General features: G+C 66.3%; 30 protein-coding genes and 1 pseudogene. 28 read left to right on the top strand and 3 right to left on the bottom strand.

Annotation, left to right across the window (positions count from 1 at the left end; translation table 11 throughout):
• Nucleotides 1–199: 199 nt before the first annotated feature.
• The 7 genes from AAC691_RS08890 (at nt 200) to AAC691_RS08865 (ending at nt 2,801) form a co-directional block, all read left to right on the top strand.
• Nucleotides 200–439: a helix-turn-helix domain-containing protein gene (locus AAC691_RS08890; RefSeq protein ID WP_342629775.1), complete on the top strand. Its 240-nt coding sequence runs from the start codon at nt 200–202 to the stop codon at nt 437–439.
• Between the two features lie 128 nt (nt 440–567).
• Complete coding sequence (locus AAC691_RS22300) at nt 568–846, top strand: transcriptional regulator domain-containing protein (RefSeq protein ID WP_408906074.1); 279 nt, start codon at nt 568–570, stop codon at nt 844–846.
• 97 nt (nt 847–943) lie between these two features.
• Entirely contained in the window at nt 944–1,360 is a 417-nt protein-coding gene (locus AAC691_RS22295) for a DNA -binding domain-containing protein (RefSeq protein ID WP_408906101.1), read from the top strand.
• Between the two features lie 89 nt (nt 1,361–1,449).
• Nucleotides 1,450–1,674: an antitoxin MazE family protein gene (locus tag AAC691_RS08880; protein ID WP_342629773.1), complete on the top strand. Its 225-nt coding sequence runs from the start codon at nt 1,450–1,452 to the stop codon at nt 1,672–1,674.
• Nucleotides 1,671–2,024: a type II toxin-antitoxin system PemK/MazF family toxin gene (locus tag AAC691_RS08875; protein ID WP_342629772.1), complete on the top strand. Its 354-nt coding sequence runs from the start codon at nt 1,671–1,673 to the stop codon at nt 2,022–2,024. The genes AAC691_RS08880 and AAC691_RS08875 overlap by 4 nt, the downstream gene beginning before the upstream one ends.
• Before the next feature lie 82 nt (nt 2,025–2,106).
• Entirely contained in the window at nt 2,107–2,355 is a 249-nt protein-coding gene (locus AAC691_RS08870) for a type II toxin-antitoxin system Phd/YefM family antitoxin (RefSeq protein ID WP_342629771.1), read from the top strand.
• A complete protein-coding gene (locus AAC691_RS08865) occupies nt 2,352–2,801 on the top strand; it encodes a type II toxin-antitoxin system VapC family toxin (protein ID WP_342629770.1) in 450 nt (149 codons plus the stop codon). Before AAC691_RS08870 ends, AAC691_RS08865 begins: the two co-directional genes overlap by 4 nt.
• 118 nt (nt 2,802–2,919) lie before the next feature.
• On the opposite strand, the gene AAC691_RS08860 is transcribed toward AAC691_RS08865, so the two are convergent.
• Complete coding sequence (locus tag AAC691_RS08860) at nt 2,920–3,072, bottom strand: hypothetical protein (RefSeq protein WP_342629769.1); 153 nt, start codon at nt 3,070–3,072, stop codon at nt 2,920–2,922.
• On the opposite strand from AAC691_RS08860, the gene AAC691_RS08855 reads away from it, so the two are divergent.
• The 7 genes from AAC691_RS08855 to AAC691_RS08825 all read left to right on the top strand — a co-directional run bounded on the left by AAC691_RS08855 (nt 3,071) and on the right by AAC691_RS08825 (nt 9,352).
• Nucleotides 3,071–3,334 (top strand): helix-turn-helix domain-containing protein, encoded by a 264-nt coding sequence (locus AAC691_RS08855; RefSeq protein WP_342629768.1) that lies wholly within the window; start codon nt 3,071–3,073, stop codon nt 3,332–3,334. The genes AAC691_RS08860 and AAC691_RS08855 overlap by 2 nt on opposite strands.
• Nucleotides 3,331–4,170 carry a replication initiator protein A gene (locus AAC691_RS08850; RefSeq protein ID WP_342629767.1) on the top strand — a complete coding sequence of 280 codons (840 nt, stop codon included), beginning with the start codon at nt 3,331–3,333 and terminating at the stop codon, nt 4,168–4,170. Before AAC691_RS08855 ends, AAC691_RS08850 begins: the two co-directional genes overlap by 4 nt.
• A gap of 208 nt (nt 4,171–4,378) precedes the next feature.
• Nucleotides 4,379–4,855, top strand: coding sequence for a DUF2840 domain-containing protein (locus AAC691_RS08845; protein ID WP_342629766.1), 477 nt, complete (start codon nt 4,379–4,381; stop codon nt 4,853–4,855).
• Complete coding sequence (locus AAC691_RS08840; RefSeq protein ID WP_342629765.1) at nt 4,852–6,144, top strand: DNA cytosine methyltransferase; 1,293 nt, start codon at nt 4,852–4,854, stop codon at nt 6,142–6,144. The genes AAC691_RS08845 and AAC691_RS08840 overlap by 4 nt, the downstream gene beginning before the upstream one ends.
• Nucleotides 6,141–6,659: a S26 family signal peptidase gene (locus tag AAC691_RS08835; protein WP_342629764.1), complete on the top strand. Its 519-nt coding sequence runs from the start codon at nt 6,141–6,143 to the stop codon at nt 6,657–6,659. Before AAC691_RS08840 ends, AAC691_RS08835 begins: the two co-directional genes overlap by 4 nt.
• Nucleotides 6,656–7,339 carry a lytic transglycosylase domain-containing protein gene (locus AAC691_RS08830; protein WP_342629763.1) on the top strand — a complete coding sequence of 228 codons (684 nt, stop codon included), beginning with the start codon at nt 6,656–6,658 and terminating at the stop codon, nt 7,337–7,339. Before AAC691_RS08835 ends, AAC691_RS08830 begins: the two co-directional genes overlap by 4 nt.
• A 249-nt stretch (nt 7,340–7,588) precedes the next feature.
• The gene (locus AAC691_RS08825) at nt 7,589–9,352 is read left to right on the top strand and encodes a DUF3363 domain-containing protein (RefSeq protein ID WP_342629762.1); all 1,764 of its coding nucleotides are present in this window, start codon (nt 7,589–7,591) and stop codon (nt 9,350–9,352) included.
• 116 nt (nt 9,353–9,468) lie between these two features.
• On the opposite strand, the pseudogene AAC691_RS08820 reads toward AAC691_RS08825, so the two are convergent.
• Nucleotides 9,469–10,251, bottom strand: a pseudogene (locus AAC691_RS08820) (helix-turn-helix transcriptional regulator).
• A 99-nt stretch (nt 10,252–10,350) separates the two neighbouring features.
• On the opposite strand from AAC691_RS08820, the gene AAC691_RS08815 reads away from it, so the two are divergent.
• Both AAC691_RS08815 and AAC691_RS08810 read left to right on the top strand, forming a co-directional pair.
• Nucleotides 10,351–11,100 (top strand): methyltransferase domain-containing protein, encoded by a 750-nt coding sequence (locus AAC691_RS08815; RefSeq protein WP_342629760.1) that lies wholly within the window; start codon nt 10,351–10,353, stop codon nt 11,098–11,100.
• A 91-nt stretch (nt 11,101–11,191) separates the two neighbouring features.
• On the top strand, nt 11,192–11,653 hold the full coding sequence (locus AAC691_RS08810) for a YbaK/EbsC family protein (protein ID WP_342629759.1): 462 nt from the start codon (nt 11,192–11,194) through the stop codon (nt 11,651–11,653).
• Between the two features lie 32 nt (nt 11,654–11,685).
• Here the strand turns inward: AAC691_RS08810 and AAC691_RS08805 are convergent, their stop codons facing one another.
• On the bottom strand, nt 11,686–12,324 hold the full coding sequence (locus AAC691_RS08805; protein ID WP_342629758.1) for a phage integrase N-terminal SAM-like domain-containing protein: 639 nt from the start codon (nt 12,322–12,324) through the stop codon (nt 11,686–11,688).
• 296 nt (nt 12,325–12,620) lie between these two features.
• Here AAC691_RS08805 and AAC691_RS08800 point away from each other — a divergent pair, with 296 nt between their 5' ends.
• The 12 genes from AAC691_RS08800 to AAC691_RS08745 are packed head-to-tail and all read left to right on the top strand — an operon-like array spanning nt 12,621 to nt 24,421.
• The gene (locus AAC691_RS08800; RefSeq protein ID WP_342629757.1) at nt 12,621–14,603 is read left to right on the top strand and encodes a conjugal transfer protein TraG; all 1,983 of its coding nucleotides are present in this window, start codon (nt 12,621–12,623) and stop codon (nt 14,601–14,603) included.
• The gene (locus AAC691_RS08795) at nt 14,600–15,088 is read left to right on the top strand and encodes a ribbon-helix-helix domain-containing protein (RefSeq protein ID WP_342629756.1); all 489 of its coding nucleotides are present in this window, start codon (nt 14,600–14,602) and stop codon (nt 15,086–15,088) included. The genes AAC691_RS08800 and AAC691_RS08795 overlap by 4 nt, the downstream gene beginning before the upstream one ends.
• Nucleotides 15,085–16,098 carry a P-type conjugative transfer ATPase TrbB gene (gene trbB / locus AAC691_RS08790; RefSeq protein ID WP_342629755.1) on the top strand — a complete coding sequence of 338 codons (1,014 nt, stop codon included), beginning with the start codon at nt 15,085–15,087 and terminating at the stop codon, nt 16,096–16,098. The genes AAC691_RS08795 and trbB overlap by 4 nt, the downstream gene beginning before the upstream one ends.
• Nucleotides 16,095–16,430, top strand: coding sequence for a TrbC/VirB2 family protein (locus tag AAC691_RS08785; RefSeq protein ID WP_342629754.1), 336 nt, complete (start codon nt 16,095–16,097; stop codon nt 16,428–16,430). Before trbB ends, AAC691_RS08785 begins: the two co-directional genes overlap by 4 nt.
• The gene (locus tag AAC691_RS08780; protein ID WP_342629753.1) at nt 16,427–16,699 is read left to right on the top strand and encodes a VirB3 family type IV secretion system protein; all 273 of its coding nucleotides are present in this window, start codon (nt 16,427–16,429) and stop codon (nt 16,697–16,699) included. The genes AAC691_RS08785 and AAC691_RS08780 overlap by 4 nt, the downstream gene beginning before the upstream one ends.
• 2 nt (nt 16,700–16,701) lie before the next feature.
• Nucleotides 16,702–19,152: a conjugal transfer protein TrbE gene (gene trbE, locus AAC691_RS08775; RefSeq protein WP_342629752.1), complete on the top strand. Its 2,451-nt coding sequence runs from the start codon at nt 16,702–16,704 to the stop codon at nt 19,150–19,152.
• Entirely contained in the window at nt 19,149–19,895 is a 747-nt protein-coding gene (gene trbJ / locus AAC691_RS08770) for a P-type conjugative transfer protein TrbJ (RefSeq protein ID WP_342629751.1), read from the top strand. Before trbE ends, trbJ begins: the two co-directional genes overlap by 4 nt.
• The gene (gene trbK-alt, locus AAC691_RS08765; RefSeq protein ID WP_342629750.1) at nt 19,892–20,221 is read left to right on the top strand and encodes a putative entry exclusion protein TrbK-alt; all 330 of its coding nucleotides are present in this window, start codon (nt 19,892–19,894) and stop codon (nt 20,219–20,221) included. Before trbJ ends, trbK-alt begins: the two co-directional genes overlap by 4 nt.
• Complete coding sequence (gene trbL / locus AAC691_RS08760) at nt 20,214–21,566, top strand: P-type conjugative transfer protein TrbL (protein ID WP_342629749.1); 1,353 nt, start codon at nt 20,214–20,216, stop codon at nt 21,564–21,566. The genes trbK-alt and trbL overlap by 8 nt, the downstream gene beginning before the upstream one ends.
• Entirely contained in the window at nt 21,563–22,261 is a 699-nt protein-coding gene (gene trbF / locus AAC691_RS08755) for a conjugal transfer protein TrbF (RefSeq protein WP_342629748.1), read from the top strand. Before trbL ends, trbF begins: the two co-directional genes overlap by 4 nt.
• On the top strand, nt 22,258–23,241 hold the full coding sequence (gene trbG / locus AAC691_RS08750; RefSeq protein ID WP_342629747.1) for a P-type conjugative transfer protein TrbG: 984 nt from the start codon (nt 22,258–22,260) through the stop codon (nt 23,239–23,241). Before trbF ends, trbG begins: the two co-directional genes overlap by 4 nt.
• Nucleotides 23,234–24,421, top strand: coding sequence for a TrbI/VirB10 family protein (locus AAC691_RS08745; protein WP_342629746.1), 1,188 nt, complete (start codon nt 23,234–23,236; stop codon nt 24,419–24,421). Before trbG ends, AAC691_RS08745 begins: the two co-directional genes overlap by 8 nt.

Raw genomic sequence — 24,421 nt, 5'->3', positions numbered from 1 at the left:
ATCTCCGGGCGTGGTGATGCCGCCGCATTGCCTAGCAGAAGGCGCGAACCGGCGGCAGGTTCCCGAATCGCGCGATGACATTGCGTAACAGCAGGGGGACGGCACTGCCTGCTTCCATTAGTGGTCAATATAACCATTAAGATGGTCGTATAGTCCATTCATGTGGTCATGATCTGCCCGGTTCGCGTCCAGTGCCGCCATGATAACGGCGCGACAGATCAGGGCGGGACGGGCCTTGTTGGGCTGGTCCCAGCAGCAACTGGCCGACAGGGCCATCCTGTCCCGCAATGCGGTGGCCAAGCTGGAACGCGGCGAGGTCGATCCCCGCGCCAGCACCGTCGAGGCAGTGCGCCGCATCCTGGAACAGCATGGCGTGATCTTCGTGCCGGCCAGCGGCCGCATCGGCGAGGGCGTGCGCGCCGCCACCCCAGCCGAGTAACGAGCCTCGATCATCGCGTCATACGCGAAACGTATCGGCTGATACGGCAGGCGGGGCTTTCTTTTGCGAAACCGCAACCAGACCTGAAGGGTTCCCATCTCGGCACCCCGAACGCGAGGACCCGGCGGATGCGTAAACTCGACCGCGCGCGGCTGAATCCCGCGTATCGCTACCTGGAGACCTTGTCGGACGATCTGCTCGCCTTCGAGTTCATGCGGCGCGGCGATGCCTATCGCGCCGAGTGCGCGGCCGCCCGTCAGGAGGATCGGATTTCGCCTGAGCCGGATCGCGGCCGGCACTGGGGGGTACGATTTCCTTGCCGATCCGGATCGCACGTCATTGGAGGAACCGGTATTCTGGCGTGCCGACGCGCTTGCGGGACATGTGTGGCTGACGCCGGCACCTGACCTTCTGGTTGCCGATACGCTGGTCCGCTTCGAACCGGAATGTTGGGGCGGTCGGTCCGTCGGCCGGCCGACACCCGACGGTTATCATCTGATCGTCATGCCGGTGCCGGGCGTAACCCATCATCTGTTTTTCACCGGAACCGACCCGCCCGCGTTTGGCACACCGCTGGCACCGATGCCGATCTTCGATCCGTGGCATCGCGAACGGCTGGACGCCACGCTGGCCTTCTGGCGCTTCGCGCAGAACCCGAAATTCTCTGCCGCGCTACGGATCCGACTGCCGAAGCCGACGTCTCGGTCACTGGAGGCGGCGTTCATGCTCTGGGCGCTCGACCTGCGCCGTCACGGTGCCAGCCTGCGCGAGGTGGCCGAATTGCTGTTGGGACCGATGCCCAAAGACTGGGATGACACCGACCAGCGCAGTTTCACGCGGCGCCTGGTCACCCGCGCCAAGGCGATGGCAGCCGGCGGCTATCGTCTGTTGCTCAAGCCGCGGCGTCGCATAGCGCGATGATGGCGGGCGACAGGTTCGCTGCTCCAGCAAAACTCTCGCCTGACTTCCATGGACATGATAGGTTACATGTAACCACATCGGAGGACATCATGGCCACCGCATCCAATTCACGCCCGTCCCGCACCAAGGTCAGCGAACATCGCGCCCGGCTGCGCGCACAGGGCCTGCGCCCGATCCAGATCTGGGTGCCGGACGTCCGGGCCACCAGTTTCCGTTCGGAAGCGCACCGGCAATCGCTGGCGGTCGCGGCGAGTACGCATGCAAGCGACGACCAGGCGTTCATCGACGCCGTCGCCGATTGGGGCGATGAATGAAGCGGGGCGAGATCTGGACGGTTTCCGGCGGCAAGGACTACGCGGGCAAACCGCGCCCCGTGGTGATCGTGCAGGACGACAGTTTCGACGGTACCGACTCCAACACGGTCTGCGCCTTCACCAGCGATCCGACCGAGGCGCCGCTGTTCCGGCTGCCGGTGGAGCCGAATCCGCGCAACGGCCTGCGTGCCGTCAGCCGCCTGATGGTCGACAAGATCACCACCGTGCCGAAATCCAAGGTCGGTGCGTATGTCGGGCGCCTCGACGATGCGGATCTCGTCCGTCTCAATCAGGCGATCCTGGTCTTTCTCGGCCTGGCGGTATCGCCGAGGGGCCGGCATCCCGCCTGACGCCCCTGTGGCACTGGATTCTCCTTGCACGCACCACCGGTCACTCTAATATGACCTCATGGGGTCACAAAAGGAGGCCGTCATGCAGACCATCCAGATTCGGGACGCCAAGGCGAAGTTCGCAGCACTAGTCGACGCGGCGGAGCACGGCGAGCCGACCACGATCACCCGGCACGGCCGCCCGGCGGCGGTGCTGGTGCCGATCGCCGATGCGCGGCGGCTTTATCCCGATGACCGTCCGTCGTTCGCGGACCTGCTGCTGGCGTTTCCCGGTGGGCCTGAGGTGACCTTCGAGCGTGACCAGACACCGCTGCGTGACATTGATCTGTGAGCGCCGGCTATCTTCTCGACACCTCGGTGCTGTCCCTGCTGGCGCCTGGCCGAACGCCGCCATCCGACGCGTTGGCGGGGTGGCTGCGCAGGCATGGCGAACGGCTCTATCTCTCGACGGTGACGATCGCGGAGATCGAGCAGGGGATCCATAAGCTCCGGCGCGCAGGGGGAATCGAGCGTGCCGACCTGCTGACCCATTGGCTGGATGCGCTGATCCGAGACGGCGGCGAGCGCATCCTGCCGCTGGATACCGCGACGGGCCGGGCGACCGGGGCGCTATCGGACCAAGCGATCGCGATCGGCCGGCATCCGGGTTTCGCCGACGTGGCCATCGCCGCCACCGCGATCGTCCATGATCTGGTGCTGCTGACCTGCAACGGCCGGCATTTCGCGCCGCTGAGGGTGAGCCACTTCGATCCGCTCGACGGCCTCCCCGAGGATTGAGGCATCCGGCGGGATTTCCGCCGCCATGATCAGGGCTATTTCCTCGTCGGTTAGCATGTGGGCGGGAATCGCCACACGGTTCGGCTTGGACATCGGTATGGCGTCCTCCTGTATACAGTCATGGCAGCCTGACGGGTGTGACCATCGCGTGCAACGGTCGCGTTTTCACGATGCCATGCCCGGTCGAATTCGGCACCCCCCGGAAATCGACCCTGAGCAGCACGCCATGATCCGCCGATCGTGCCTGAAAACCACTTTCAGGCACGCTCATGCTCGAAATCCCCGCCACCTTGCCCGCGCGCTTCCTCCGCACCCCGGAGGCGGCCCGCTTTCTCGGCGTTTCCTGCCGTACATTGGAACGCCATCGCACCTTTGGCACCGGGCCGCGCTATCGCAAGCTCGGGGGCCGGATCGTCTACAAGATCGCGGAACTGCAAGCCTGGGCCGACCAGGGGCTGCGCCGCTCGACCACCGATCCTGACGGCGGGTTCATCCCCCTGCCGAAAGCGCCGGCGCAGGGAAGATGGCCATGACCCGGCCGTTCCCTGCACTGATGGATCGTGTCCGCCCGCGCGATGCCATCGACCTGATGGCCTGGCCCTGCTTCGCGTTGGGCAAGCAGCGCCGGCTGGCTCCCATCGCCTACGCGCAGCGCGGCCGCTTCCTCCGGGTCACGCCCACGAGCACGGCCGGGCTGGCAACCATCTGGGATGCTGACATCCTGATCTGGGCGGTGTCGCAACTCGCCGAGGGCAAAGACCGGCATCTGGTGGTCTCCCCGGAACTGTCGGTATCGGGCCTCCAACTGCTTCGCTTCCTCGGCCGATCCACCGGCCAGACGCAATATCGTGCCCTCCACGCGGCGCTGGAGCGGTTGCGGACCTCCGAGGTAGAAACGAACGTTGGCATTCCCGAGGGGGCGCCGGTCCGCTTCCGCTGGATCGAACGCTGGGAACGGCAACAGGCCGCCTTACTGATCGTGGTACCCGACTGGCTGTTCGTTGCCATCGTCGAGCGCCGCCGGATGGTGCGGGTCGATCCGTCCTATTTCCGTCTGACCGGAGGAATTGACCGCTGGTTATGGCGTCTGCTGCATCGGCACGGCAACAGGAAATCCACAGGCTGGTCCATCGCCCTTTCCGATCTTCATGCACGGTCTGGCAGCCTTGCCCGGCAGGCCGATTTCTGTGTGCTCCTGCGCAGGGCTGTGCGGCGTCTGGCGGCCTCTGGCGTGCCGGTCGCCATCGTCAGGAGCGGCTCGACCGAGCATCTGCACCACGTGCAATCCACCGACAGGATTCACAGTGCCAATGAAGTGCTTGTGCATAACGCGGGTTTTCATCCCCAGAATGTAGGGAGGGGGCTGTGAATCACCTCGGCAGATCACACGTGGCCGTTCCGCGCAATACACGTGATTCCACGGCGTATCACACGTGGAAAACGGCCCTAACCGCTTGCAATCCAACGCAATCGCCCGTCCCTGACTCTTGGATTCTTAAGTACAAGACTCTTCTTGTACCTTGTAGGGCATTCGGTAGCCGCGATTCCGGCCATTTTTCAGGCTTCGGGAGACGGCCATGAGCACGTCTCCGCTGGTCCCCGTCACCCAGGTCGAAGTGACTTGGATCGAGAAGCGCATCGAGCACTGGATCCGCTTCGGGCACCCCGTCGAGGACCGGATCCTCGACCGGCGCCGGCGGCTGATGAGCTTCATGCCGGGCAGCGTGTTCGCGTTCGTCCGCTGGGCGGCGAACGATTACGGCACTGTGGTGTCCTGCATCGACATCGTGCGGGCTGTAGGGGCTCAGGAAGCCTTCCAGACGGTGCCCTTCGTGCGCCCCGGCGGCGAGAGTCTGCTCCGGCAATCGGGCTGGCCGAAGGTCCGGCGCGTGCTGGAAGCGATCGACGGCATTGAAGCGCAGAAGATCGATCCGTGTGCGGTCGCGCCCGAGCATTGGCGGCATCTGCACAACCGCATGCTGGCAGGGCAGGCGCCGCGTCCCTACACGCGCGAGCGCCATGACGCATGGATGCGGCGGAGGGCGGTGTCATGACGCCTTTCCGCTCGCCCTATGCGCCCCTGCGCGTGCTCGACCTGTTCAGCGCGGCGGCCGGTGGCTGGACGCTCGGCCTGCATCGCGCGGGCTTCGTCACCGTTGCCGCCTGCGAGATCGTGGAATGGCGGCGCATCCTCTATGCCGGGAACAATTCGCATGTCCGCCTCTACGATGATGTCCGTACGCTCACCGCAGGGCGACTTGTTTCCGACCTCGGATATCTTCCCGATATCATCGCCGGTAGCCCGCCCTGCCAGGACATCTCGCCCGCGAACACGAAAGGCCGTGGTGTCGACGGCGAACGCAGCAGGCTCTATTTCGAGGCGATCCGTCTCATCGGAGAATGCCGTCCTCGCTGGTTCGCTCTTGAGAACAGCGCTGGCTTGCGAACTCGCGGCGCGGACCGGGTGCTCGGGGCACTGGAGGCGCTCGGCTACGCCGTCGAAGCGTGCGTGGTGGCTGCTGCGCATGTCGGCGCCAACCACGAGCGTAAACGCTCCTGGCTCATCGGCCATGATCCCGAACAGATTGCCGACGCCGGTCTCGCAATCGCAGCAGGGCGGGATGCGTATGGAAGGCGGCGCGGGCGCGCGAAAAGCGATGAAGGAGTCCGGCCTGTACGATGTGTTCCGCAGCACCCGGATGGCGACGCCGCGTGCGACGGATGCGCACCGGGGCGGACGCGGCGACGTGTTGGCCCAGCTCACGGAACAGAACAGTCGTCACGCCGGGATGCCGACACCACGGGCGTCGGACATGAAAGCGGGCGGCCATGGCGATGCTGGCCGGATGGGCACGGTACGACACCACCTCAATGCAGTGGCGGCGCTGGAAACACTGCCGACGCCGACGAAGCGGGATCGCCGGATGGATTGCTGGAGCGACGCTTACGACCGGCGGAAATCACCGTCGATGGATGCGGTGATGGACGGCGCGATGACGGGTCGGGCGACGGCGAAATGGGCCGGGGCGCGCGCGTTGGCGACGCTGCTGCGGAGCCATGGGCTGACTGGAACGGCGGCCCTGCCCGTCACCTATTGTTGGATGATGGGTTATCCGCCTGGCTGGCTGGCACACGCGTTGCGCTCGGCGATGGAACAGGGGCTCTTGCGGCCAGTCTCATCGTCGAGGCGTTCGGGGATGCGGTCGTCCCGCAGATCCCCGAAGCCATAGGCCGCGCGATCCTGCGCACGGAACTCGCGCTCGATGCGGTGTTCGGGCGTGGCCTGTCGTGCATTCCCGTCTCTCGCGATCGGCACGCAGACGGTGACGGAGGCGCGCCATGACCCGGTTCGGATGGTTCTTCACCACCTATTTCGTCGTGTTGGCGATCGGTATTGCCGCGATAGTCCATCCGCGGCCCCGCCTGGTGTGGAATGCCACTGCCAGTGCGCCGGTCGGGTTCTATTGGGTGGCAGCATCGAGCAATTCGCCGTTGCACCATGGCGATCTCGTGCTGTTGCGCCCTGATCCAGCAAGTGCCCGGCTTTTCGCGCGGCGCGGCTATTTGCCAGCGGGTGTCCCGCTGCTCAAGCGCATCGCGGCAACGGCCGGGCAGCTGGTGTGCGAGCGCAATGGCGTGCTGGCGATTGACGGCGTGCATGTCGCCGATGCGCTGGCGACCGACCATCGGGGGCGTCCGCTCATGCCGTGGACGGGGTGTCGTCGGCTCCAGCCTGGCGAGATCTTCGTGCTGATGCGCGATGTTCCGGCATCGCTGGATGGCCGCTACTTCGGGCCAAGTCCGATTACGTCCGTAATCGGCCGCGCGTTGCCGCTCTGGACACGGAACGGGCAATGAGTGGAGCGGTGCTAACGCTCCTGGCCGCCTGCGGTATTGCGGCGCCGTCGCCACTCATGGTGCCGCTGGATGGATCGCCGGTTTGCACGATGGCAGCCGCTCCGGCGCAGAGGATTCTGCACGCTCCTGATGTCGATGCTCGTCTTGCACGCTGGGCACCGCAGATCGACGAGGCCGCACGCCAGTTCGCACTGCCATCGTCCTGGTTGCGCGCGATCTTGCGCGTCGAGAGTGGCGGCGATCCGGCCGTGACTTCGCCGAAAGGCGCGATGGGCCTGATGCAACTCATGCCGGCGACGTGGCAGGACCTGCGCACTCGATACGCACTCGGTGCCGATCCCTACGCGCCAGCGGACAACGTCATGGCCGGTGCAGCTTATGCGCGGGAGATGTTCAACCGTTACGGTGCACCGCTGTTTCTTGCCGCCTACAATGCAGGGCCGGACCGTATCGACGACTATCTGTCGCATGGCCGTCCGCTGCCGGATGAGACGCGGCGTTATGTCGCGACGTTGGTGCCGCTACTGGCTGATCCCCTGCCGCTCCTCGACATCGTGCGTGCGGAGCGCGTGCAGCCGCGCCGTTCGTTCGTCGTTCATCCGGCCGTCGGCGATTTGCTTGTCGTCGGCCCGTCCTCCGGCCTGTTCGTGTCTCTCGGCCGGGATGGAGACGGGTCATGACGGTCCAAGCGGTCTGGCGGAAGTTTCGAAAGCGTGGCGGTCCTTGGCAAAGAAGGCGACAGAATCGAGAGGAAACAAAAGGGAGGGCAAGATTAAGCACAGTGCTGTGGCCTGTGGTTTGGGGGCGGGAGGGCGCGGTTTTCCTCATGTTCCAACAGTGCCGCCCGACGGGCGGCGTGCCGCACACAGGCCAGACAGGGCGGAAAACCGCCAATGTCGCGGCACTGTCCGGCCCGAACGGGGGCTGCGATGCGCCGTCCGCGTGATCCGCCCGGCGAGGGCAGCGCGGTCCGGCCGCGCCTCGGCCGCATCCGGGGGGATCGGCCACCCAGGCTGGCGCGGACCCAGATCCTGGTCGCGCGCCAGCGTGCTGGCAGTGGACGCGGACGCCAGGGGCATCAGCAGGGCGCCGCCTCTACACGGCGTCCCTCGGGCGGACGCGGCGGCGTTGCCGCCTGGCAGGCCGGTCATGCGCTGCTGGCGCAGCGCGCCCGGCGTGTGGTGGTCAAGGCGCGGATCGTCCGTCACGGCGCGAAGATGACGCCGCTGCGAGCGCATCTGTCCTATCTCCGCCGGGAAGGCGTCACCCGCGACGGCCAACCGGCGCGCATGTTCGACGCCGCCGGCGACGATGCTGACGCCGGCGCCTTTGCACGCCGCGCCGAAGGCGACCGCCGGCATTTCCGTTTCATCGTCAGCCCCGAGGACGCGGCCGAACTGACCGACCTGCACGCCCATACCCGCGACTTGGTGCGGCAGATGGAGCAGGATCTCGGCATCGGCCTGGATTGGGTGGCGGTCGATCATTGGAACACTGACAACCCGCATGTGCATCTGATCGTGCGGGGCCAGACCGATCGCGGCGCCGACCTGACCATCCACCGGGAGTATATCATCCGCGGCTTGCGGGCGCGGGCTGAGGACCTGGCGACGATGGAACTCGGGCCGCGCTCCGAGCGCGAGATTCGTCATCGGCTCGGCCGGGAGGTCGCGGCGGAGCGCTGGACCCAACTGGATCGCACCCTGCAACGGATGGCAGAGCAACAGCCGGAGGGGATTGTCGATTTGCGCCCCAGCGCGGCGGGTCCGGAAGACGACCCGGAGATCCGATCGTTGCTGATCGGGCGGCTGCAGCGGCTGGAGGCGATGGGGCTGGCGCAACCGGAAGGATCAGCGCAGTGGCGGCTGTCCGAAAACGCGGAACAGACCCTGCGCGACATGGGGCTGCGCGGCGATATCATTCGCACCATGAACCGGGCGCTGGGTCGGGAGACCAGCGATGCGATTATCCACGATCTTGCGGGGCCGGCGCAGCCGGTGGTGGGGCGGGTCGCCGGCAAGGGGCTCGACGATGAACTGGCCGGGCGGCCCTACCTCATGGTCGAGGGCGTCGACGGGCGGTCGCATTATGTACGCCTCGGGCCGGCGGCGGCCATCACCGACATCCCGGACAATGCCATCGTCCGGGCGGCGACCGACAGGGGCGGGCGCTGGACCAGCGTGCGGGTGCTCTCCGACTGGTCGCTCGATCGCCAGGTCACCGCGCAGGGCGCCACCTGGCTCGACCGGGAACTGGTCGCGCGCGAGAAGACACCGCTGGCCCCATCAGGCTTCGGCGGCGAGGTGGGCGCGGCGCTGGAGAGCCGGACGAAGCATCTGGTCGGGCAGGGGCTGGCGCGCCGACGGGGGCAGCAGGTTCTGTTCGTCTCGGATCTGCTCGGTACCTTGCAGCGGGAGGAACTGGCGGCGGTCGCGAAGACGATCGGACACGAGACCGGCCTGACCCATCATGCGATGACAGACGGGGAGACTGTCCGAGGGCGCTATCACCGTCGGGAGACGCTGGCCTCTGGACGCTTTGCCCTCATCGTCAATGACGCCGAGGGCGAATTCAGCCTCGTGCCGTGGCGACCGGAAGTGGAACGGGCACTCGGGCGCGACGTGGCGGCGACGCTTCGCGGCCAGTCGGTCACGTGGCAGTTCGGCTCCGATCGCGGGCTGGAGGTCTGGTAGAAAGAAACAGTAATTGCCGCAAGAGCGGCAATTTCCGCTTCCGCCTCATCTCAGTCGTGTTCTTGGCAATTGCGACCGTCAAAAAGCTGACATGCGGAGGTCTGACTCCAAAATAATTATCGCGGTTTTAGAGTCACCAGTTGATACTGCGGCCATGCCGTGAAAGTGAGGGTGGTCTGGTCAAGATCGACCGGGCCTTAGATCGGGTGATTAAACCTGCGGGCACCGCCCTCCCGCAGCAACACGCTCTGGTTGTGCCACAGGCGCTCAAAATCCGGGTTTCGGGATCGAAGTTCCTGGACAAGTGTTTCCACTCGTTGCTTGTCGCCGTGAATGCTCGCAGCCCGGAATTCCGCAAGCACCCGCTGCGCACTGCTTTCCCAGTTATTAAGGAAATTACGGGCACCGGGAGCAAGAAAGACGTAGCGCAGTAGGTTGCGCTCCCTGCTGTCCAGCCATCCGACAAAGAGATTTCGGGCCGGTTCGTTGGCGGCGCAGGCGTTCCACAGGGTGTCCAGCACATAGCAGGGCACGGTCATCTGCTCGGGGAAAGTTCGGACCGGTTCGGGAAGACCGGACGCAGCGGGGGATAGTGCCGCGTCGGGGTCTTTCATCTGCGCCAGTTCGAATAGATAGAGCCGTTCAGCGGGGGATAGATGCAGGGCTGTGGCAATGCGCGCCAGTGTAGCCGTCGAGCAGGAGACATCCCGGCCCTGTTCAAGCCACGTATACCAGGTCGTGCTGATGCCACAGAGCTGGGCGGCTTCTTCCCGCCGCAATCCCAGTGCCCGGCGTCGTCCCGGTAGCGGGTGCAGACCGACATCCCCGGGCGAGAGGGCATCACGACGGGCACGCAGGAAAGCCCCAAGGGCGCGGTGCTGTTCGGAGGAAAGACGCATGATGGTGGTTTTTATACCAGTATAAAAGAAGACCTTATACCCATTTTTTATATCTGACAGCTTGGATCTCAACGAGTCATGAGACGACGGAGAGAGACGATGACGGAACCTTATACGGCAAAGCACTATGCCGCACGGGCACAGGATTATGTCGCCAGCGCGGTACACAGTCAGGGAAGCGACCTGGATAGGGTCGAACGCCTGGTGGCGGGAAAGGGGCTGCGACGCGTTCTGGATATCGGTTGCGGAGGAGGCCACGTCACCTATCGGCTGGCACCCCATGTTGGAGAAGCGGTCGCCTGCGACGTGACCGCCCCGATGCTGACCGCCGTGACGCAGGAGGCCGCGCGCCGGGGACTGTCCAACGTCACGACCGTGCAGGCGCCCGCAGAGAATCTCCCATTTGAGGACGAGAGCTTTGATGCCGTGTTCTGCCGCTTTACGACCCATCACTGGTCGGATGCGGTGGCCGGCTTGCGGGAGGCGCGACGTGTGCTGGCACCGTCAGGGATGGCTTTGTTCATTGATGTGACGGCTCCACCTTCCGCCCTACTGGATAGCTGGCTGCAGTCGATGGAACTGTTGCGCGATATCTCGCATATTCGGAATTACGGAGTGGCTGAATGGACGATCCTGCTGGAACAGGCGGGCTTCGTTCTTCAGACCGTGGAGTCCCATCGTCTGCGTATGGACTTCGAAAGCTGGGTGGCGCGGACGAAAACACCACCTGAATGTGTCGCGGCCATCCGGTCTCTGCAACATGCCGCACCGAACGATGTAGTGCGCCATTTCGGAATTGAGGCTGATGGCAGCTTTATGATCGACGTCAGCAGCTTTCAGGTGGCATAGTTGTGAATTTGTCGGTGATTGTCTCCGGGAAACTCATAATGTGTAATCATTCAATCTGGAAACGGTTTTTTAGTATCGGGAGGGAAAAGACATGAGCCGGGAGTCCGTGCAGGCATTTTTTGAAACGCACGCACCAGACCTAGAACCCGTGGTGCTGACGGACAGTACGGCGACGGTAGCGGAAGCCGCTCAGGCGCTCGGGGTGCAGGAAGGGCAGATTGCCAAGACGCTGGCGCTGAAGGTCGGGGATGAACGGATTCTGGTCGTGATGGCAGGCACGGGACGGCTGGATAACCGCAAGACGAAGGATACGTTCGGGAACAGGCCCCGCATGCTGCCTGCGGAAGAAGTGCTGGAACTGACCAGCCATCCGGTCGGTGGCGTGTGTCCTTTCGGACTGCCGCAGCCGGTCAGGGTGTTCTGTGATGCCTCACTGCGCGCATTCGATGTGGTCTGGCCAGCAGCAGGAGGCAGAAACAGCTCTGTGTGTCTGACACCGGAGCGGCTTGTGGAGCTTGTTGGTGCAGAATGGGTTGATGTCAGTCAGAACTGACGTCTGCATCCGCCTTCATCTCGCTCGTTCGATTAGGCTTTCATCGTGTTCTGGCCAGGAAACAGCCAGCCCTGAGGATGCCTCACGCCCTGCTGGCGGCCGAGTTTCCACCACTCCCGCAGCAACGTCAGCAGGTCGGCCGGCAGCATGGCGTTGCGATAACGGCCCCCTTTGCCCCGTTCAACACGCAGCAGCATGCGCGCGCTGTCGATATCGCTCACCTTGAGGGCGGCGACCTCGGCCACGCGCAGACCCGCCCCATAGCCGACCGAGAGCGCCACCTGGTGCTTGAGGCAGGTGGTCGCGTTGAGCAGGCGGGCAACCTCATCGCGGCTCAGCACGACAGGCAGGTTGCGGGGATGTCTGGTGCGAACCAGCTTGCGCGCAAGATCAGGTCGGTCGAGCGTATAGGTGAAGAAAAACCGCAGCGCCGACACGATACTGTTCATCGTCGGTATCGGCAGGCCGGCTTCGTGCTGCTCGATCTGGAACTGACGGACCTCCTCCGCCGTCGCCGTGTGCGGAGAACGGCCCAGATGGGTCGCAAAACGACCGACGTCACGGATATAATTGCGCTGCGTCTCGCGCGAGAACCCCCGCATCGTCATGTCGTCGATCAGGCGCTGGCGAAGAGGGCTGATCGCGCCTACGGAAATAAGCTCCGTCATCATCTGGCTCCTTGTGTTGAACACAAGCCAGAGTGCGGCGGACCATCAGGCCAGCTTCAAATAAAACACCTATTTCACGCCGTGGTGACAGACAGCCACGTTACACCATTCCCGCGCAGCGGGTTGGTTCTTCCCCCGCAATTCGGCCGTTCGATAAATGCAACGAGACTTGGGCGTTCCGCTGATCCCGCCATCTCCCGCTAATCCTACGCACGCCTACGAAGCTCGTCGATTGTTGTTGCTGCGGCTGAATTCCGACCTTTCTTATCTGTCCCGTTCTGTAACGACGGATGGGACCGATGACCAGAAGCCGGATTCTCTGGGGCCAGATGCTGGGGGCACTGTTCGCGGTGCTCGCCGGCCTATGGGGTGCCACCGAGTGGACCGCGTGGCGGCTGGGTTTCGCCCCGGCGCTGGGCCGACCCTGGCTCCAGGTTCGGGGTGTTCCGGTCTATCCCCCTCACGCATTCTTCCCGTGGTGGCTGCATTACGACCGCTACGCCCCGCGCGTGTTCGCGATCGGCGCGCTAAGCGCCACTTTGGGCGGCATCGGTGCGATGCTGATCGCCCTGCTGGGCTCGCTGTTGCGCGCCCGACAGGCGGCGATCGTCACCACCTACGGCTCGGCCCGCTGGGCGGTCCGTGACGATCTGCGCCACGCCGGCCTGCTCGAGCCTGCCGGCGTGCCGATCGGCCGCGACGGGCGGGAGATCCTGCGCCACGAGGGGCCGGAGCATGTGCTGGTGTTCGCCCCCACCCGTTCCGGCAAGGGCGTCGGGCTGGTGGTGCCGACCCTGCTGTCCTGGTGCGAGAGCGTCATCGTCCATGACATCAAGGGCGAGAACTGGACCCTGACCGCGGGCTGGCGGGCGCAGTTCTCCCACGCCCTGCTGTTCGACCCCACCGATCCGCGCTCCGCCGCCTACAACCCGCTGCTCGAAGTACGGCGCGGGATCTGGGAAGTCCGCGACGTGCAGAACATCGCCGATGTCCTGGTCGACCCGGAAGGCGCGCTCGAACGCCGCAACCATTGGGAGAAGACCAGCCACGCCCTGCTGGTCGGCGCGATCCTGCACGTTCTCTACGCCGAGCCCGACAAGACGCTGGCCGGCGTCGCGACCTTCCTGTCCGACCCGTCGCGCGCGATCGAGCGCACCCTGCGCATCATGATGAGCACGCCGCATCGCGGCGCGCAGGGCGTGCATCCCGTGGTCGCCCAGGCGGCCCGCGAGTTGCTGAACAAATCCGACAACGAGCGCTCCGGCGTGCTGTCGACCGCGATGTCGTTCCTCGGCCTGTACCGCGATCCGGTCGTGGCCGGGGTGACCAGCCGTTGCGACTGGCGCATCGCCGACCTGGTCGAGTCCGAACGGCCGGTGTCGCTCTACCTGGTGGTGCCGCCGTCGGACATCAGCCGCACCAAGCCGCTGATCCGCCTGGTGTTGAACCAGATCGGCCGCCGGCTGACCGAAAAGCTCGACAATCCCGCCCGCCGCCACCGGCTACTGATGATGCTCGACGAATTCCCTGCCCTCGGGCGGCTGGATTTCTTCGAGAGCGCGCTGGCGTTCCAGGCCGGCTACGGCATCCGCGCCTTCCTGATCGCGCAATCGCTGAACCAGATCCAGAAAGCCTATGGCGAGCACGACGCCATTCTCGATAATTGCCATGTTCGGATCTGCTTCGCGACCAATGACGAGCGCACCGCGCGTCGGATCTCGGACGCACTCGGCACCGCCACCGAACTGCGTAACATGAAGAATTATGCCGGCCACCGGCTGGCGCCGTGGCTGCCGCATCTGATGGTCAGCCGCCAGGAGACGCCGCGTCCGCTGCTGACCCCGGGCGAGGTGATGCAGCTGCCGGCGACCGACGAGATCGTCATGATCGCCGGCCTGCCGCCGATCCGGGCGCGCAAGCTCCGTTATTATGAGGACCGCGCCTTTGCCGGACGGGTGCTGCCGCCACCGGTGCTATCGGTGCAGGGCTATGCCGACCGGCCGCCGGGGCAGGGGGACGACTGGACCGGACTGGCGCCGGTCGCAGCCCCCACGGATGGGACAGGGAATACCGCCGATTCCTCACCGGGCGGCAATGGCGGCCTGCGCCAGGAACCGGAATTGCCCGTGCATGAGGATGCTGCCCCCGCGCCCGCCAACGAATTCGCCTTCGTCGATGACGAACCCGACGACGACGCCCGGCGTGCCCGCTTCGCGCGACAGACCACGCGCACGGCGGCGATGGATCGTGACGACGGGCTCGGGATGGAGAGGACACCATGAAATCCCGCTTCAACTGCTATTTCGATCCCAAGCTCGCCGACCGACTCACCGAGTTGTCGCTGCGCCAGGGCGTGCATCGCTCGCAGATCGTCGAGGCTGCCGTGGCCTCGTTCCTGTCGCCGGACGCGCTGGACCGCCAGGAAGCCGCCTATGTGCGGCGGCTGGACCGGCTGTCGCGGCACATGGAGCGGATCGAGCGGGATCTCACCATCGCCATCGAGGCGCAGGCGCTGTTCGTGCGCTTCTGGCTGTCGGTCACCGCCCCGCTGGCGCCCAGTCAGCAGGCCGCCGCCAAGGCGCAGGGGGCGCAGCGCTACCAATCCTATATCGAGACGCTCGGCCGCCGCCTGCAACGCGGCGACAGCCTGGTGCGGGAAATCAGCGAGGAAATCTGGCCGGAGCGGCGCCACGCGGCGGCCACGCCGACAGCCGATTTCACGCCGGACGATCCGGACCCTTCCGGTGATGAGGGGGAGACGGCATGACCGGACCTGACCGTTTCTCCGCACAGACGTCGCGCACCGTCCGCATGCTGCGCACCGCGATCGGCCCGGCCGTGGGCGACTATCTCGACGATCCCGACATCGTCGAGGTGATGCTCAATCCCGATGGCAGGATCTGGGTCGATCGCCTCGGCAGTGGCTTGGCCGATACCGGCCATCGCCTGTCCCCGGCCGATGGCGAGCGGATCATCCGCCTGGTCGCCTCCCATGTCGGCGCCGAGGTGCATGCCGCCAGCCCCCGCATCTCCGCCGAACTGCCGGAATTGGGCGAACGCTTCGAGGGCCTGTTGCCACCGGTGGTCACCGCCCCGGCCTTTGCCATCCGCAAGCCGGCGGTCGCGGTGTTCACCCTCGCCGATTACGTCGCGCACGGCATCATGACCGAGGCGCAGGCCACATTATTGCGCACTGCCGTTCACGAGCGCCGCAACATCCTGATCGCCGGAGGCACCTCGAGCGGCAAGACCACGCTCGCCAACGCGCTGCTGGCCGAGATCGCCGGCACCGGCGATCGGGTGATCGTGATCGAGGATACGCGTGAGCTGCGCTGCACCGTGCCCAATGTCGTCGCCATGCGCACCAAGGATGGCGTTGTCACTCTGTCCGACCTGGTGCGCTCGGCGCTGCGGCTGCGCCCGGACCGCATTCCAATCGGCGAGGTGCGTGGGCGCGAGGCGCTCGACCTGCTCAAGGCCTGGGGCACCGGCCATCCTGGCGGCATCGGCACCATCCACGCCGGCTCGGCCAGCGGCGCGCTGCACCGGCTGGAACAACTGATCCAGGAAGCCGTGGTCACCGTGCCGCGTGCCCTGATCGCCGAAACCATCGATGTCATCGCCGTGCTCACCGGCCGTGGCCGCGGTCGCCGCCTGTCCGGCGTCTGGGCCGTCGACGGCCTCGCGCCCGACGGCAGTTATGGGCTGACCGCGCTGGGCACGGCGCCCGGCGAGACCGTCATTCCCTTCACCTCCACCAAAGGACCCGTGTCATGATTTCTTCAAGATTTTATCGTCATGTTTCCCGTCTTCGTATTCTGCCATTCCTGGTCGGCATCGTGCTGCTCGCACCCTCAGCGTCTTATGCCGCCGGCTCGAACATGCCGTGGGAGCAGCCGCTGCAGCAGATTCTGGATTCCGTCCAAGGGCCGGTGGCCAAGATCATCGCGGTGCTGATCATCATCGGCACCGGACTGGGGCTGGCCTTCGGGGAGAGTTCCGGCGGCATGCGGAAGCTGATCCAGATCGTGTTCGGCCTGTCCATCGCCTTTGCCGCCGCCAGCTTCTTCCTGACCTTCTTCAACTTCTCCGGCGGCGCGCTGGCATGAGCGCGCCCGGCGACATCCCCGGCTGGTCGGTGCCGCTGCACCGCTCGCTGTCCGAGCCGATCCTGCTCGCCGGCATCCCGCGTGGGGCGGCGATCGCGCTCGGCACCTTTGCCGCCGCGATCGGACTCGGCCTGCAGCTCTGGTTGGCCGGGATCGCGCTCTACCTGATCGGCCACGCCGCCGCCCTGTTCCTCACAAGGCAGGATCCGCAGTTCGGCGCGGTGTTCGCGCGCCACCTGCGCGTCGCCCGCCACCATCTGGACGTGTGACCATGCTGGACCTGCGCGAATACCGGACCAGACGCCGGGAACTGGCGGATTACCTGCCCTGGGCCGGGCTGGTCGGTCCCGGCATCGTGCTGAACAAGGACGGCAGCCTGCAGCGCACCGCGCGTTTCCGCGGCCCCGATCTCGACGCCGCCACGCCGGCAGAGCTGATCGCGGTGACCGCGCGGGTGAACAACGCGCTGCGTCGGCTGGGCGAGGGTTGGGCGCTGTTCGTCGAAGCCGCGCGCGTTGAGGTGCCCGGCTACCCCGGCGGCGATTTTCCCGATCCGCTGTCCTGGCTGGTCGACGAGGAACGCCGCGCCGGCTTCGAGCAGCAGGGCGCGCAGTTCAAGACCACGCAATATCTCACCTTCTGCTATCTCGCCCCGCCCGAGCGCGCGGCCAAAGCCAGCCGCATCCTCTATGAGCGCGACCGCGATACTGGCGTCGACTGGTCGGAAGTGTTGGCCGCCTTCCGCGACGAGACCGACCGCGTGTTCGATTTGCTGGCCACCCTGATGCCGGAGTGCGTCTGGCTCGATGACGCGGGCACGCTGTCCTATCTGCACGCCACCATCTCGACGCATGGCCATCACCCCATCGCGGTGCCGGAGGTGCCATTCTATCTCGACGGCCTGCTGCCCGATTGCGACCTGACGCCGGGGATCGCGCCGCTACTCGGGCGCTGCCATCTGCGCACCCTGACCCTGCGCGGCCTGCCGGACAGCACCTGGCCATTGCTGCTCGATGAGCTGAACCGGCTGCCGCTGGCCAGCCGCTGGGTGGTGCGCTGGCTGCCGCTCGACAAGGCGGAGGCGCAGAAGGAACTCGGCAAAAAACGCCGGCACTGGTGGGCCAAGCGCAAGGGGATCGCTGCCCTGCTGCGCGAGGTGATCTGGCAGCAGGAGACCCGCCTGGTCGACAGCGACGCTGAGAACCAGTCGCGCGACGCCGACGCCGCTCTGCAGGAACTGGGATCGGATGCGGTCAGTTTCGGCTATTTCACTGCCACCATCACGGTCTGGGACGAACGCGAATCCCAGGTCGCCGAGAAGGTAAAGCAGATCGGCCGCGTCGTGCGCGGCAAGGGCTTCGTCGCGGTCGAGGAAAGTTTGAACGCCGTCGAGGCGTGGCTCTCCAGCCTGCCGGGTCAGTGCTACGCCAATGTGCGGCAGCCGCCGGTCTCGTCGCTGAACCTGGTGCATATGCTGCCGCTGTCCGCCGTGTGGGCGGGACCGGAGGGCAATGCCCACCTCGACGGTCCGCCGCTGCTGGTCGCCCGCACCGACGGCGCCACGCCGTTCCGGCTGGTGCTGCATCAGGGCGATGTCGGCCACACGCTGATCGTCGGGCCGACCGGAGCGGGGAAATCGGTGCTGCTGGCGCTGATCGCCTTGCAGTTCCGGCGCTACCCCGGTGCCCGGGTGGTGTTGTTCGACAAGGGGCGGTCGTCGAAGGCCGCGGTGCTCGCGACCGGCGGCAGCTTCCACGATCTGGCACTCAGCGACGACACGAGCCACGCTGTTGCCTTCCAGCCGCTGGCGCGGATCGACGATCCGGCCGAGCGCGCCTGGGCGGCGGAATGGCTGGCGACCTTGCTGGCGCAGGAGGGGATCGACCTCACCCCCGACGTGCGCGGCGCGGTCTGGTCGGCGCTGGGCAGCCTCGCGACGGCTCCGCGCATCGAACGCACGTTGACCGGCTTTTCCGCCCTGCTTCAATCCAACCGGCTCAAGGCGGCGCTGGAGCCCTATACGCTCGCCGGCCCGTTCGGGCGGCTGCTCGACGCCGAGCACGAGGAACTCGGCGACGCCGCGATGATGGCGTTCGAGACCGAGGATCTGCTGGGCTCGAAACACGCCGCTCGGGCGGTGCTGCTCTATCTGTTCCATCGCATCGAGCAGGGGCTGGACGGGCGGCCAACCTTGATCGGGGTCGACGAGGCGTGGTTCGCGCTCGACGATCCGGTGTTCGCGCCGAAACTGCGGGAATGGCTCAAGACGCTGCGCCGCAAGAACGCCAGCGTGCTGTTCTCCACCCAGAGCCTGGCCGACATCACCAACTCGGCGGTGGCGCCGGCAGTGATCGAGAGCTGCCTGTCGCGGATCTTCCTGCCCAACGCGCGGGCGATCGAGCCAGAGAGCCGTGACGCCTATGCACGGCTGGGGCTGAACGCCCGGCAGATCGAGACCATCGCCCGCGCGGTGCCCAAGCGCGAGTACTGGTTCCAGTCCGTCGCCGGGTGTCGGCTGTTCGAACTGGCATTGGGCCCGGTGGCGTTGGCCGTGTGCGGGGCGTCGCGCGCCGAGGATCTGGTGGCAATCGACCGGGTGCTGGCCGAGGCCGGGCGCGAGCGTTTCGCGGCGGCGTGGCTGCGGGAACGCGGCCTGCCGTGGGCGGCGGACTTGATCGCGGCCCGATCGGCAGATTTTAAGAATGAAGGAGACGCGGCGTGAAAAGGTTGCGATCCCTCGGAGTTGTGATCGTCCTTGCTGGAGGAACGATCTGTTCACCTCCAAGAGCCCATGCCCAATGGGCGGTGATCGACAGCGCCAATCTGGGGCAGAACATCCTGACGGCGGCGCGCTCGCTGCAGGAGGTGAACAACCAGATCACCCAGATCCAGCAATTCGTGCAGATGCTGCAGAACCAGGCGCGCAATCTGACCAGCCTGCCATTCTCGACCCTGGCGCAGTTGCAGTCGTCGATGAGCCAGCTCACCGGCCTGATGCAGCAGGCGCAGGCGCTGTCCTACAGCGTGACGCAGCTCCAGCAGCAGTTCCAGGCGCTCTATCCGACCTATGCCGGCGGCGTGACCCAGGCCGGGCTGCTGGCCGACGCCCAGACGCGCTGGACCGCCTCGGTTGCCAGCTACCAGCACAGCATGGCGGTGCAGAGCCAGATCGTGCAGGCCATGCCGGGCGACCAGGCGCAGATCACCGCCCTCATGGGCCAGAGCCAGGGCGCGGTGGGATCGTTGCAGGCGATCCAGTCCGGCAACCAGTTGCTCGCCTTGCAGGCGCGCCAGATGGCCGCGACCCAGGATCTGCTGGCGGCCTCCGGCCGGGCCAGCGAAGCGGATGCGATGCGCCGCGCGGAAGTGGAAAATGCCGCCCAGGCCGAATGGAAACGATTCTATGGCAATGGTGTGGGGTATACTCCGACCACCGTCACCGTGTTCGGAGGATTATCCCCATGATCGTGAAAATCGCTGTCCTCACCGCCTTCCTTGCGATCGTTGCTCCCATGATCGCCTCGGCGCAGAGCGTCGACGCTCTGCTGAAGGATCACGCCTTGCTGAACAGGGAACTGGACCGCTGCAAGCAGATCGGCATGGCCGCGAATGACGATCCTCGCTGTCATATCGCGTGGGACGCCGAGAACCGGCGGTTCTTCGATAATGGAACAGATCATTACACTCCATCCGTGTCGACCAACCTGTTCCCCTCGACACCCGATCACCTGGTTCCGGCGCAGAAACAGCAGCGCGGACCGCACAGCCAGACAGGGGAGCCGCATGGGTAACGATACGGCGGTTATCGATCATTTTCTCGATGTCTTCAGTCGTTATATCGACAGTGGCTTCGGGTTGATCGGTGGAGACGTTGGTTTCCTGGTGACGATCCTGGTCGGCATCGACGGAACGTTGGCCGGACTGGCTTGGGCTTTGGGCGAGGATGACACGCTTCAAGCTCTGGCGAAAAAGGTTCTCTATGTCGGCTTCTTCGCCTTCATATTGAATAATTGGCAGTTCCTGACAAAGACAGTCTTTAACAGCTTCGCTTCTATTGGCCTCAAGGCCACCGGTTCGGCACTGAGCTATGCGGATTTCCTGAAACCCGGCTTGCTCGCTCATGCCGGCGTGCAGGGGGCGGATGTGCTGCTGGCGCAGATCCAGCGTCTTGCGGGCTTTCCCCAGGTGTTCTGGAACCTCAGTGAGATCCTGGTGATGGGGCTGTCCTGGGTGGTGACGCTGATCGCGTTCTTCGTGCTGGCGATCATGCTGTTTCTCGCCATTATCGAATTCAAGCTCACCACGCTGAAGGGCTTCATTCTGGTGCCGTTCGCGCTCTGGCGCGGCACCGCTTTCATCGCGGAGCCGGTGCTGGGGCAGGTGGTCACCTCAGGCGTGCGCATCCTGACCTATGCCGTGGTCACCGGGATCGGCACGCAGCTCTTCACCCAGATCCTGCCGAGCGATCCGAAGACGGAACTGTCGATGCAGGATGCCATCGCCATCCTGCTCGCCGCGATGACCATCGCCGGCCTGGCCTTTTCCGCCAACCGGATCGCCAGCGGCATCGTCTCCGGTGCGCCGCAGCTCGGTCTAGGTGCTGCGGCTGCGCCAGCAGGCGTTGTCGCCGGGACGGTCATGCTCGGGGCGACCGGCGCAGGGGCAGCGGCAGGGGCCGCCGTCTCCGGTGTCGGCGCTGCAGCCTCGCTCGCCGGGGGCGCCCGCATGGCCTACACGCTCGGCAGCGCCGCCGAAGGGGGATCAGTCGCCGGTGGTGTCGCCGGGATGGCCCGCGCGGCGGGTGGCGCCGCGACCGGCGGTCTGCGCGGCATGGCCCAGGAGGCCGTCTCGGCGCTGAAGGAACGCTACGCCGCCGGGCAACGCGGCGCCTGGACTGCCACCGGCGGGAAACCGACGTCCGGCATGAGTGAGGACGTGGCTGACGGGACAGCCGGCGAGGCTGCTGCATCGTCGGCTGCCTCCGCATCGTCCGGCACCCCGCCGGGCAAATCGCCGCCCGCCTGGGCCGAGCGCCTGCGCGGCCGCACCGTGCGCAACGCCGCCGGCCGTGTCGTCCGCGAAGGCGAGGGCGGTGGTGCCGGCATGAAGCCGAACCTCAAGGGAGATAAGCCATGAGATGGCGACGCAGCGCCGCGCGCTATGGCGAGACGCCCGCGCCGGTGACCCCCTATCAGCGTGCCGCCCAGTTGTGGGACGAGCGCATCGGTACGGCCCGCGTTCAGGCCGCCAACTGGCGCCTGATGGCGTTCGGCTGCCTGGCATTGGCCGCGGTCGCGCTGGGTGATGACATCCGCGCCCGCTCGCGCTCCAGCGTGACGCCGTTCGTGGTGGAAGTGGATCGGCTCGGCGCGGTGCAGGCGGTGGCGCCCGCGGTGTCCGAACTCCAGTCCAGCGACCGGCAGATCGCCTCGGTGCTGGGGCGTTTCATCAGCGAGGTGCGGTCGCTGTCGATCGACCCGGTGGTGGTCCGCCAGTCCTGGCTGGCCGCCTATGCCCAGATCACCAGTCACGCCAAGCCGGCGCTGGATGCGTTCGCGCAATCCTCCGATCCGTTCGGCTCCATCGGCAAGCGCGCGGTCACCGTCGAGGTGACCAGCGTGGTGCGCGCTTCCGACCGCTCGTTCCGGCTGGAATGGATCGAGCACCCGTTCCAGGACGGCGCGCCGCTGCCGGCGCAGCGCTGGTCCGCCATCCTGACCATCATCATTCAGACACCGCATACCGAGGCGACGCTACGGGCCAACCCGCTCGGCATCTATGTCGACGCGCTCTCCTGGGCGCGCGAACTCGGCACCGGAGAAGCCCCATGATCCGTGCAATCCTTCTGTCTGCCCTCGGCGCCCTGACCCTGTCCGCCTGCGCCGAACGGCCGCCGCGCATTGCCTATGACGATCCGCGCCCGGCACGCCTGCAGGCCGACCCGCCGCGGCCGGTGGAGGTAGTGACCGTGCCGGAGCCGCTGCCCTTGCCGGGCCAGTTGAAACCGCTGCCTCCGCGCGGACGCGTGTCCGGCGGACGCGACGCCCGCGACCCGGTCGAGCGGGTGCGGCTGGCCAATGTCGCCGCCGCAATCAATCCGACGCGGGCGGGCTATATCAACGCCATGCAGGTCTTTCCCTATGACGAGGGGGCGCTGTATCAGATCTATGCCACGCCGGTGCATGTCACCGACATCGCGCTGGAGCCAGGCGAGGCGCTGCGTTCGGTCGCGGCTGGCGACACTGTGCAGTGGAAGATCGGCGACACCAGAAGCGGGGCAGGGGCGTCGCAGCAGGCGCATGTGCTGATCAAGCCGGTCGCGGCCGATCTGCCGATGAACAATCTCGTCATCCTCACCGACCGGCGCACCTATCATCTGGAGGTGCATCCCACCGTCGCGACCTATATGGCCGCGGTGGCGTGGCGCTATCCGCGGGACCAACTGCTGGCGTTGCAGGCGCGCAACGACCAAACGAACGAGCAGGCCGAAAGCGTCGCCGCCGAGGGCGTCGATCTGGCGGCGCTGCGGTTTCGCTATCGCATCGCGGGCGATGCTCCGCCGTGGCGGCCGGTGCAGGTGTTCGATGACGGCGCCAAGGTCTATATCCAGTTTCCGGCCGGGATCGCGGAAGGCGAAATGCCGCCGCTGTTCGTGGTGGGCACGTCCGGGCAGCGGGGCGAGTTGGTCAATTACCGCGTGCGCGGCGCCACCATGATCGTGGACCGGCTGTTCGCGGTGGCAGAGTTGCGGCTGGGGGTGGGACCGCAGCAGGTGGTGACGATCCGGCGCACGGATGGCGTCCGTGGCTGAGGACGAAAATCCCGATGGCCGGCACAATGTGCCTCCGCCGCCGCCGAAGGCCGACCCAGCGCAATTCGCCCTGCGGGCGGCGCCGCGACGGGTGACGCGCTTGTCGCGGCGCGTGCTGGTGGTTGGCGTGGCGGCGTTGGCGATCACCACCACGGGCGCGGTGTGGTGGGCGCTGACCCTGCGCGGGATCCAGGTCGCCGGGCTGGAACTCTACAATACCGACACCAAGCCGGGAGACGCGGTGACCGGCCTGCCGACGGGCTATGTCGGGCTGACCCGGCCACCGTCGAAGCCCGCGCCGCAACCGCTCCTGCCGGTGCCGATGACGCCTGCGGTGCTACCGGGCGCACCGGCGCAGCCCGAGCCCGAGGCCGCGGCGCAGGAACAGGCACGGCTGAAGGCGCAGGCGGCGGGATCGGGTGTGTTCTTCAGCGTTGCTGCGCGGCAGGAGGGCGCGGTCTCGCCGGCAGATGCGCCCGGCGATGTGGCGTCACATGACGGGGCGGGGGGCGATACGGCGCCCGGTACCCAGGATCGCAAGGAGGCTTTTCTCTCTGGTCGGGCCAACACCGCTATCTATGCGAGCCAGACGCTGCAGACGCCGCGTTCCCCGTACGAGGTGCTGGCGGGCAGCGTGATTGCCGCCGCCATGGTGACGGGGCTGGATTCCGATCTGCCGGGGCAGGTGATCGCGCAGGTCACCGAAGACGTGCATGATAACGTCACGGGCCGGATCCTGCTGATCCCGCAGGGGGCACGGCTTCTGGGCAAGTATGACAGCGTTGTCGCCTATGGCCAGCAGCGCATCCTGCTGGTCTGGACCCGACTGATCATGCCCGACGGCAGTTCGATCGTGCTCGACAATCAGCCGGCGGCGGACCCGCAGGGCTATGCCGGGCTGAAGGACGGGGTCGATTTCCACACATGGCGGCTGCTGCGCGGCGTCGCGCTGGCAACGCTGCTCAACGCCAGCGGTAGCATCGGGTCCACCGGGGCGTTGTCGGGGAGCGGTAATGTCGTCGTCGCCATGCGCCAGTCCGGCGACAATGCCGCCGAGCAGGCAGGCTCGCAGATTGTCTCGCGCGATCTGAGCGTCCAGCCGACCCTGACCGTACGGCCCGGTTTTCCGGTGCGGGTGATCGTGACCCGGGATTTGAGCCTCAAACCCTATAGGAGGTGA

Source organism: Nguyenibacter vanlangensis, from assembly GCF_038719015.1.
Taxonomy (GTDB): Bacteria; Pseudomonadota; Alphaproteobacteria; order Acetobacterales; family Acetobacteraceae; genus Gluconacetobacter; species Gluconacetobacter vanlangensis.
The sequence above is the reverse complement of the archived record's forward strand: the minus strand, read 5'-3'. Positions and strand labels throughout refer to the sequence as shown.

Bases quoted from the DNA above. Each gene is read 5' to 3' on its own strand.
- AAC691_RS08835 (WP_342629764.1), top strand. From the start codon at position 6,141: ATGACCCGGTTCGGATGGTTCTTCACCACCTATTTCGTCGTGTTGGCG.
- AAC691_RS08825 (WP_342629762.1), top strand. From the start codon at position 7,589: ATGCGCCGTCCGCGTGATCCGCCCGGCGAGGGCAGCGCGGTCCGGCCG.
- trbL (WP_342629749.1), top strand. From the start codon at position 20,214: ATGGGTAACGATACGGCGGTTATCGATCATTTTCTCGATGTCTTCAGT.
- trbF (WP_342629748.1), top strand. From the start codon at position 21,563: ATGAGATGGCGACGCAGCGCCGCGCGCTATGGCGAGACGCCCGCGCCG.
- trbB (WP_342629755.1), top strand. From the start codon at position 15,085: ATGACCGGACCTGACCGTTTCTCCGCACAGACGTCGCGCACCGTCCGC.
- AAC691_RS08815 (WP_342629760.1), top strand. From the start codon at position 10,351: ATGACGGAACCTTATACGGCAAAGCACTATGCCGCACGGGCACAGGAT.
- AAC691_RS08860 (WP_342629769.1), bottom strand. From the start codon at position 3,072: ATGAGCGTGCCTGAAAGTGGTTTTCAGGCACGATCGGCGGATCATGGC.
- AAC691_RS08855 (WP_342629768.1), top strand. From the start codon at position 3,071: ATGCTCGAAATCCCCGCCACCTTGCCCGCGCGCTTCCTCCGCACCCCG.
- AAC691_RS08850 (WP_342629767.1), top strand. From the start codon at position 3,331: ATGACCCGGCCGTTCCCTGCACTGATGGATCGTGTCCGCCCGCGCGAT.
- trbE (WP_342629752.1), top strand. From the start codon at position 16,702: ATGCTGGACCTGCGCGAATACCGGACCAGACGCCGGGAACTGGCGGAT.
- AAC691_RS08890 (WP_342629775.1), top strand. From the start codon at position 200: ATGATAACGGCGCGACAGATCAGGGCGGGACGGGCCTTGTTGGGCTGG.
- AAC691_RS22295 (WP_408906101.1), top strand. From the start codon at position 944: ATGCCGGTGCCGGGCGTAACCCATCATCTGTTTTTCACCGGAACCGAC.
- trbK-alt (WP_342629750.1), top strand. From the start codon at position 19,892: ATGATCGTGAAAATCGCTGTCCTCACCGCCTTCCTTGCGATCGTTGCT.
- AAC691_RS08795 (WP_342629756.1), top strand. From the start codon at position 14,600: ATGAAATCCCGCTTCAACTGCTATTTCGATCCCAAGCTCGCCGACCGA.
- AAC691_RS08870 (WP_342629771.1), top strand. From the start codon at position 2,107: ATGCAGACCATCCAGATTCGGGACGCCAAGGCGAAGTTCGCAGCACTA.
- AAC691_RS08810 (WP_342629759.1), top strand. From the start codon at position 11,192: ATGAGCCGGGAGTCCGTGCAGGCATTTTTTGAAACGCACGCACCAGAC.
- AAC691_RS22300 (WP_408906074.1), top strand. From the start codon at position 568: ATGCGTAAACTCGACCGCGCGCGGCTGAATCCCGCGTATCGCTACCTG.
- trbG (WP_342629747.1), top strand. From the start codon at position 22,258: ATGATCCGTGCAATCCTTCTGTCTGCCCTCGGCGCCCTGACCCTGTCC.
- AAC691_RS08880 (WP_342629773.1), top strand. From the start codon at position 1,450: ATGGCCACCGCATCCAATTCACGCCCGTCCCGCACCAAGGTCAGCGAA.
- AAC691_RS08875 (WP_342629772.1), top strand. From the start codon at position 1,671: ATGAAGCGGGGCGAGATCTGGACGGTTTCCGGCGGCAAGGACTACGCG.
- AAC691_RS08845 (WP_342629766.1), top strand. From the start codon at position 4,379: ATGAGCACGTCTCCGCTGGTCCCCGTCACCCAGGTCGAAGTGACTTGG.
- AAC691_RS08785 (WP_342629754.1), top strand. From the start codon at position 16,095: ATGATTTCTTCAAGATTTTATCGTCATGTTTCCCGTCTTCGTATTCTG.
- AAC691_RS08780 (WP_342629753.1), top strand. From the start codon at position 16,427: ATGAGCGCGCCCGGCGACATCCCCGGCTGGTCGGTGCCGCTGCACCGC.
- AAC691_RS08805 (WP_342629758.1), bottom strand. From the start codon at position 12,324: ATGATGACGGAGCTTATTTCCGTAGGCGCGATCAGCCCTCTTCGCCAG.
- AAC691_RS08830 (WP_342629763.1), top strand. From the start codon at position 6,656: ATGAGTGGAGCGGTGCTAACGCTCCTGGCCGCCTGCGGTATTGCGGCG.
- AAC691_RS08840 (WP_342629765.1), top strand. From the start codon at position 4,852: ATGACGCCTTTCCGCTCGCCCTATGCGCCCCTGCGCGTGCTCGACCTG.
- AAC691_RS08800 (WP_342629757.1), top strand. From the start codon at position 12,621: ATGACCAGAAGCCGGATTCTCTGGGGCCAGATGCTGGGGGCACTGTTC.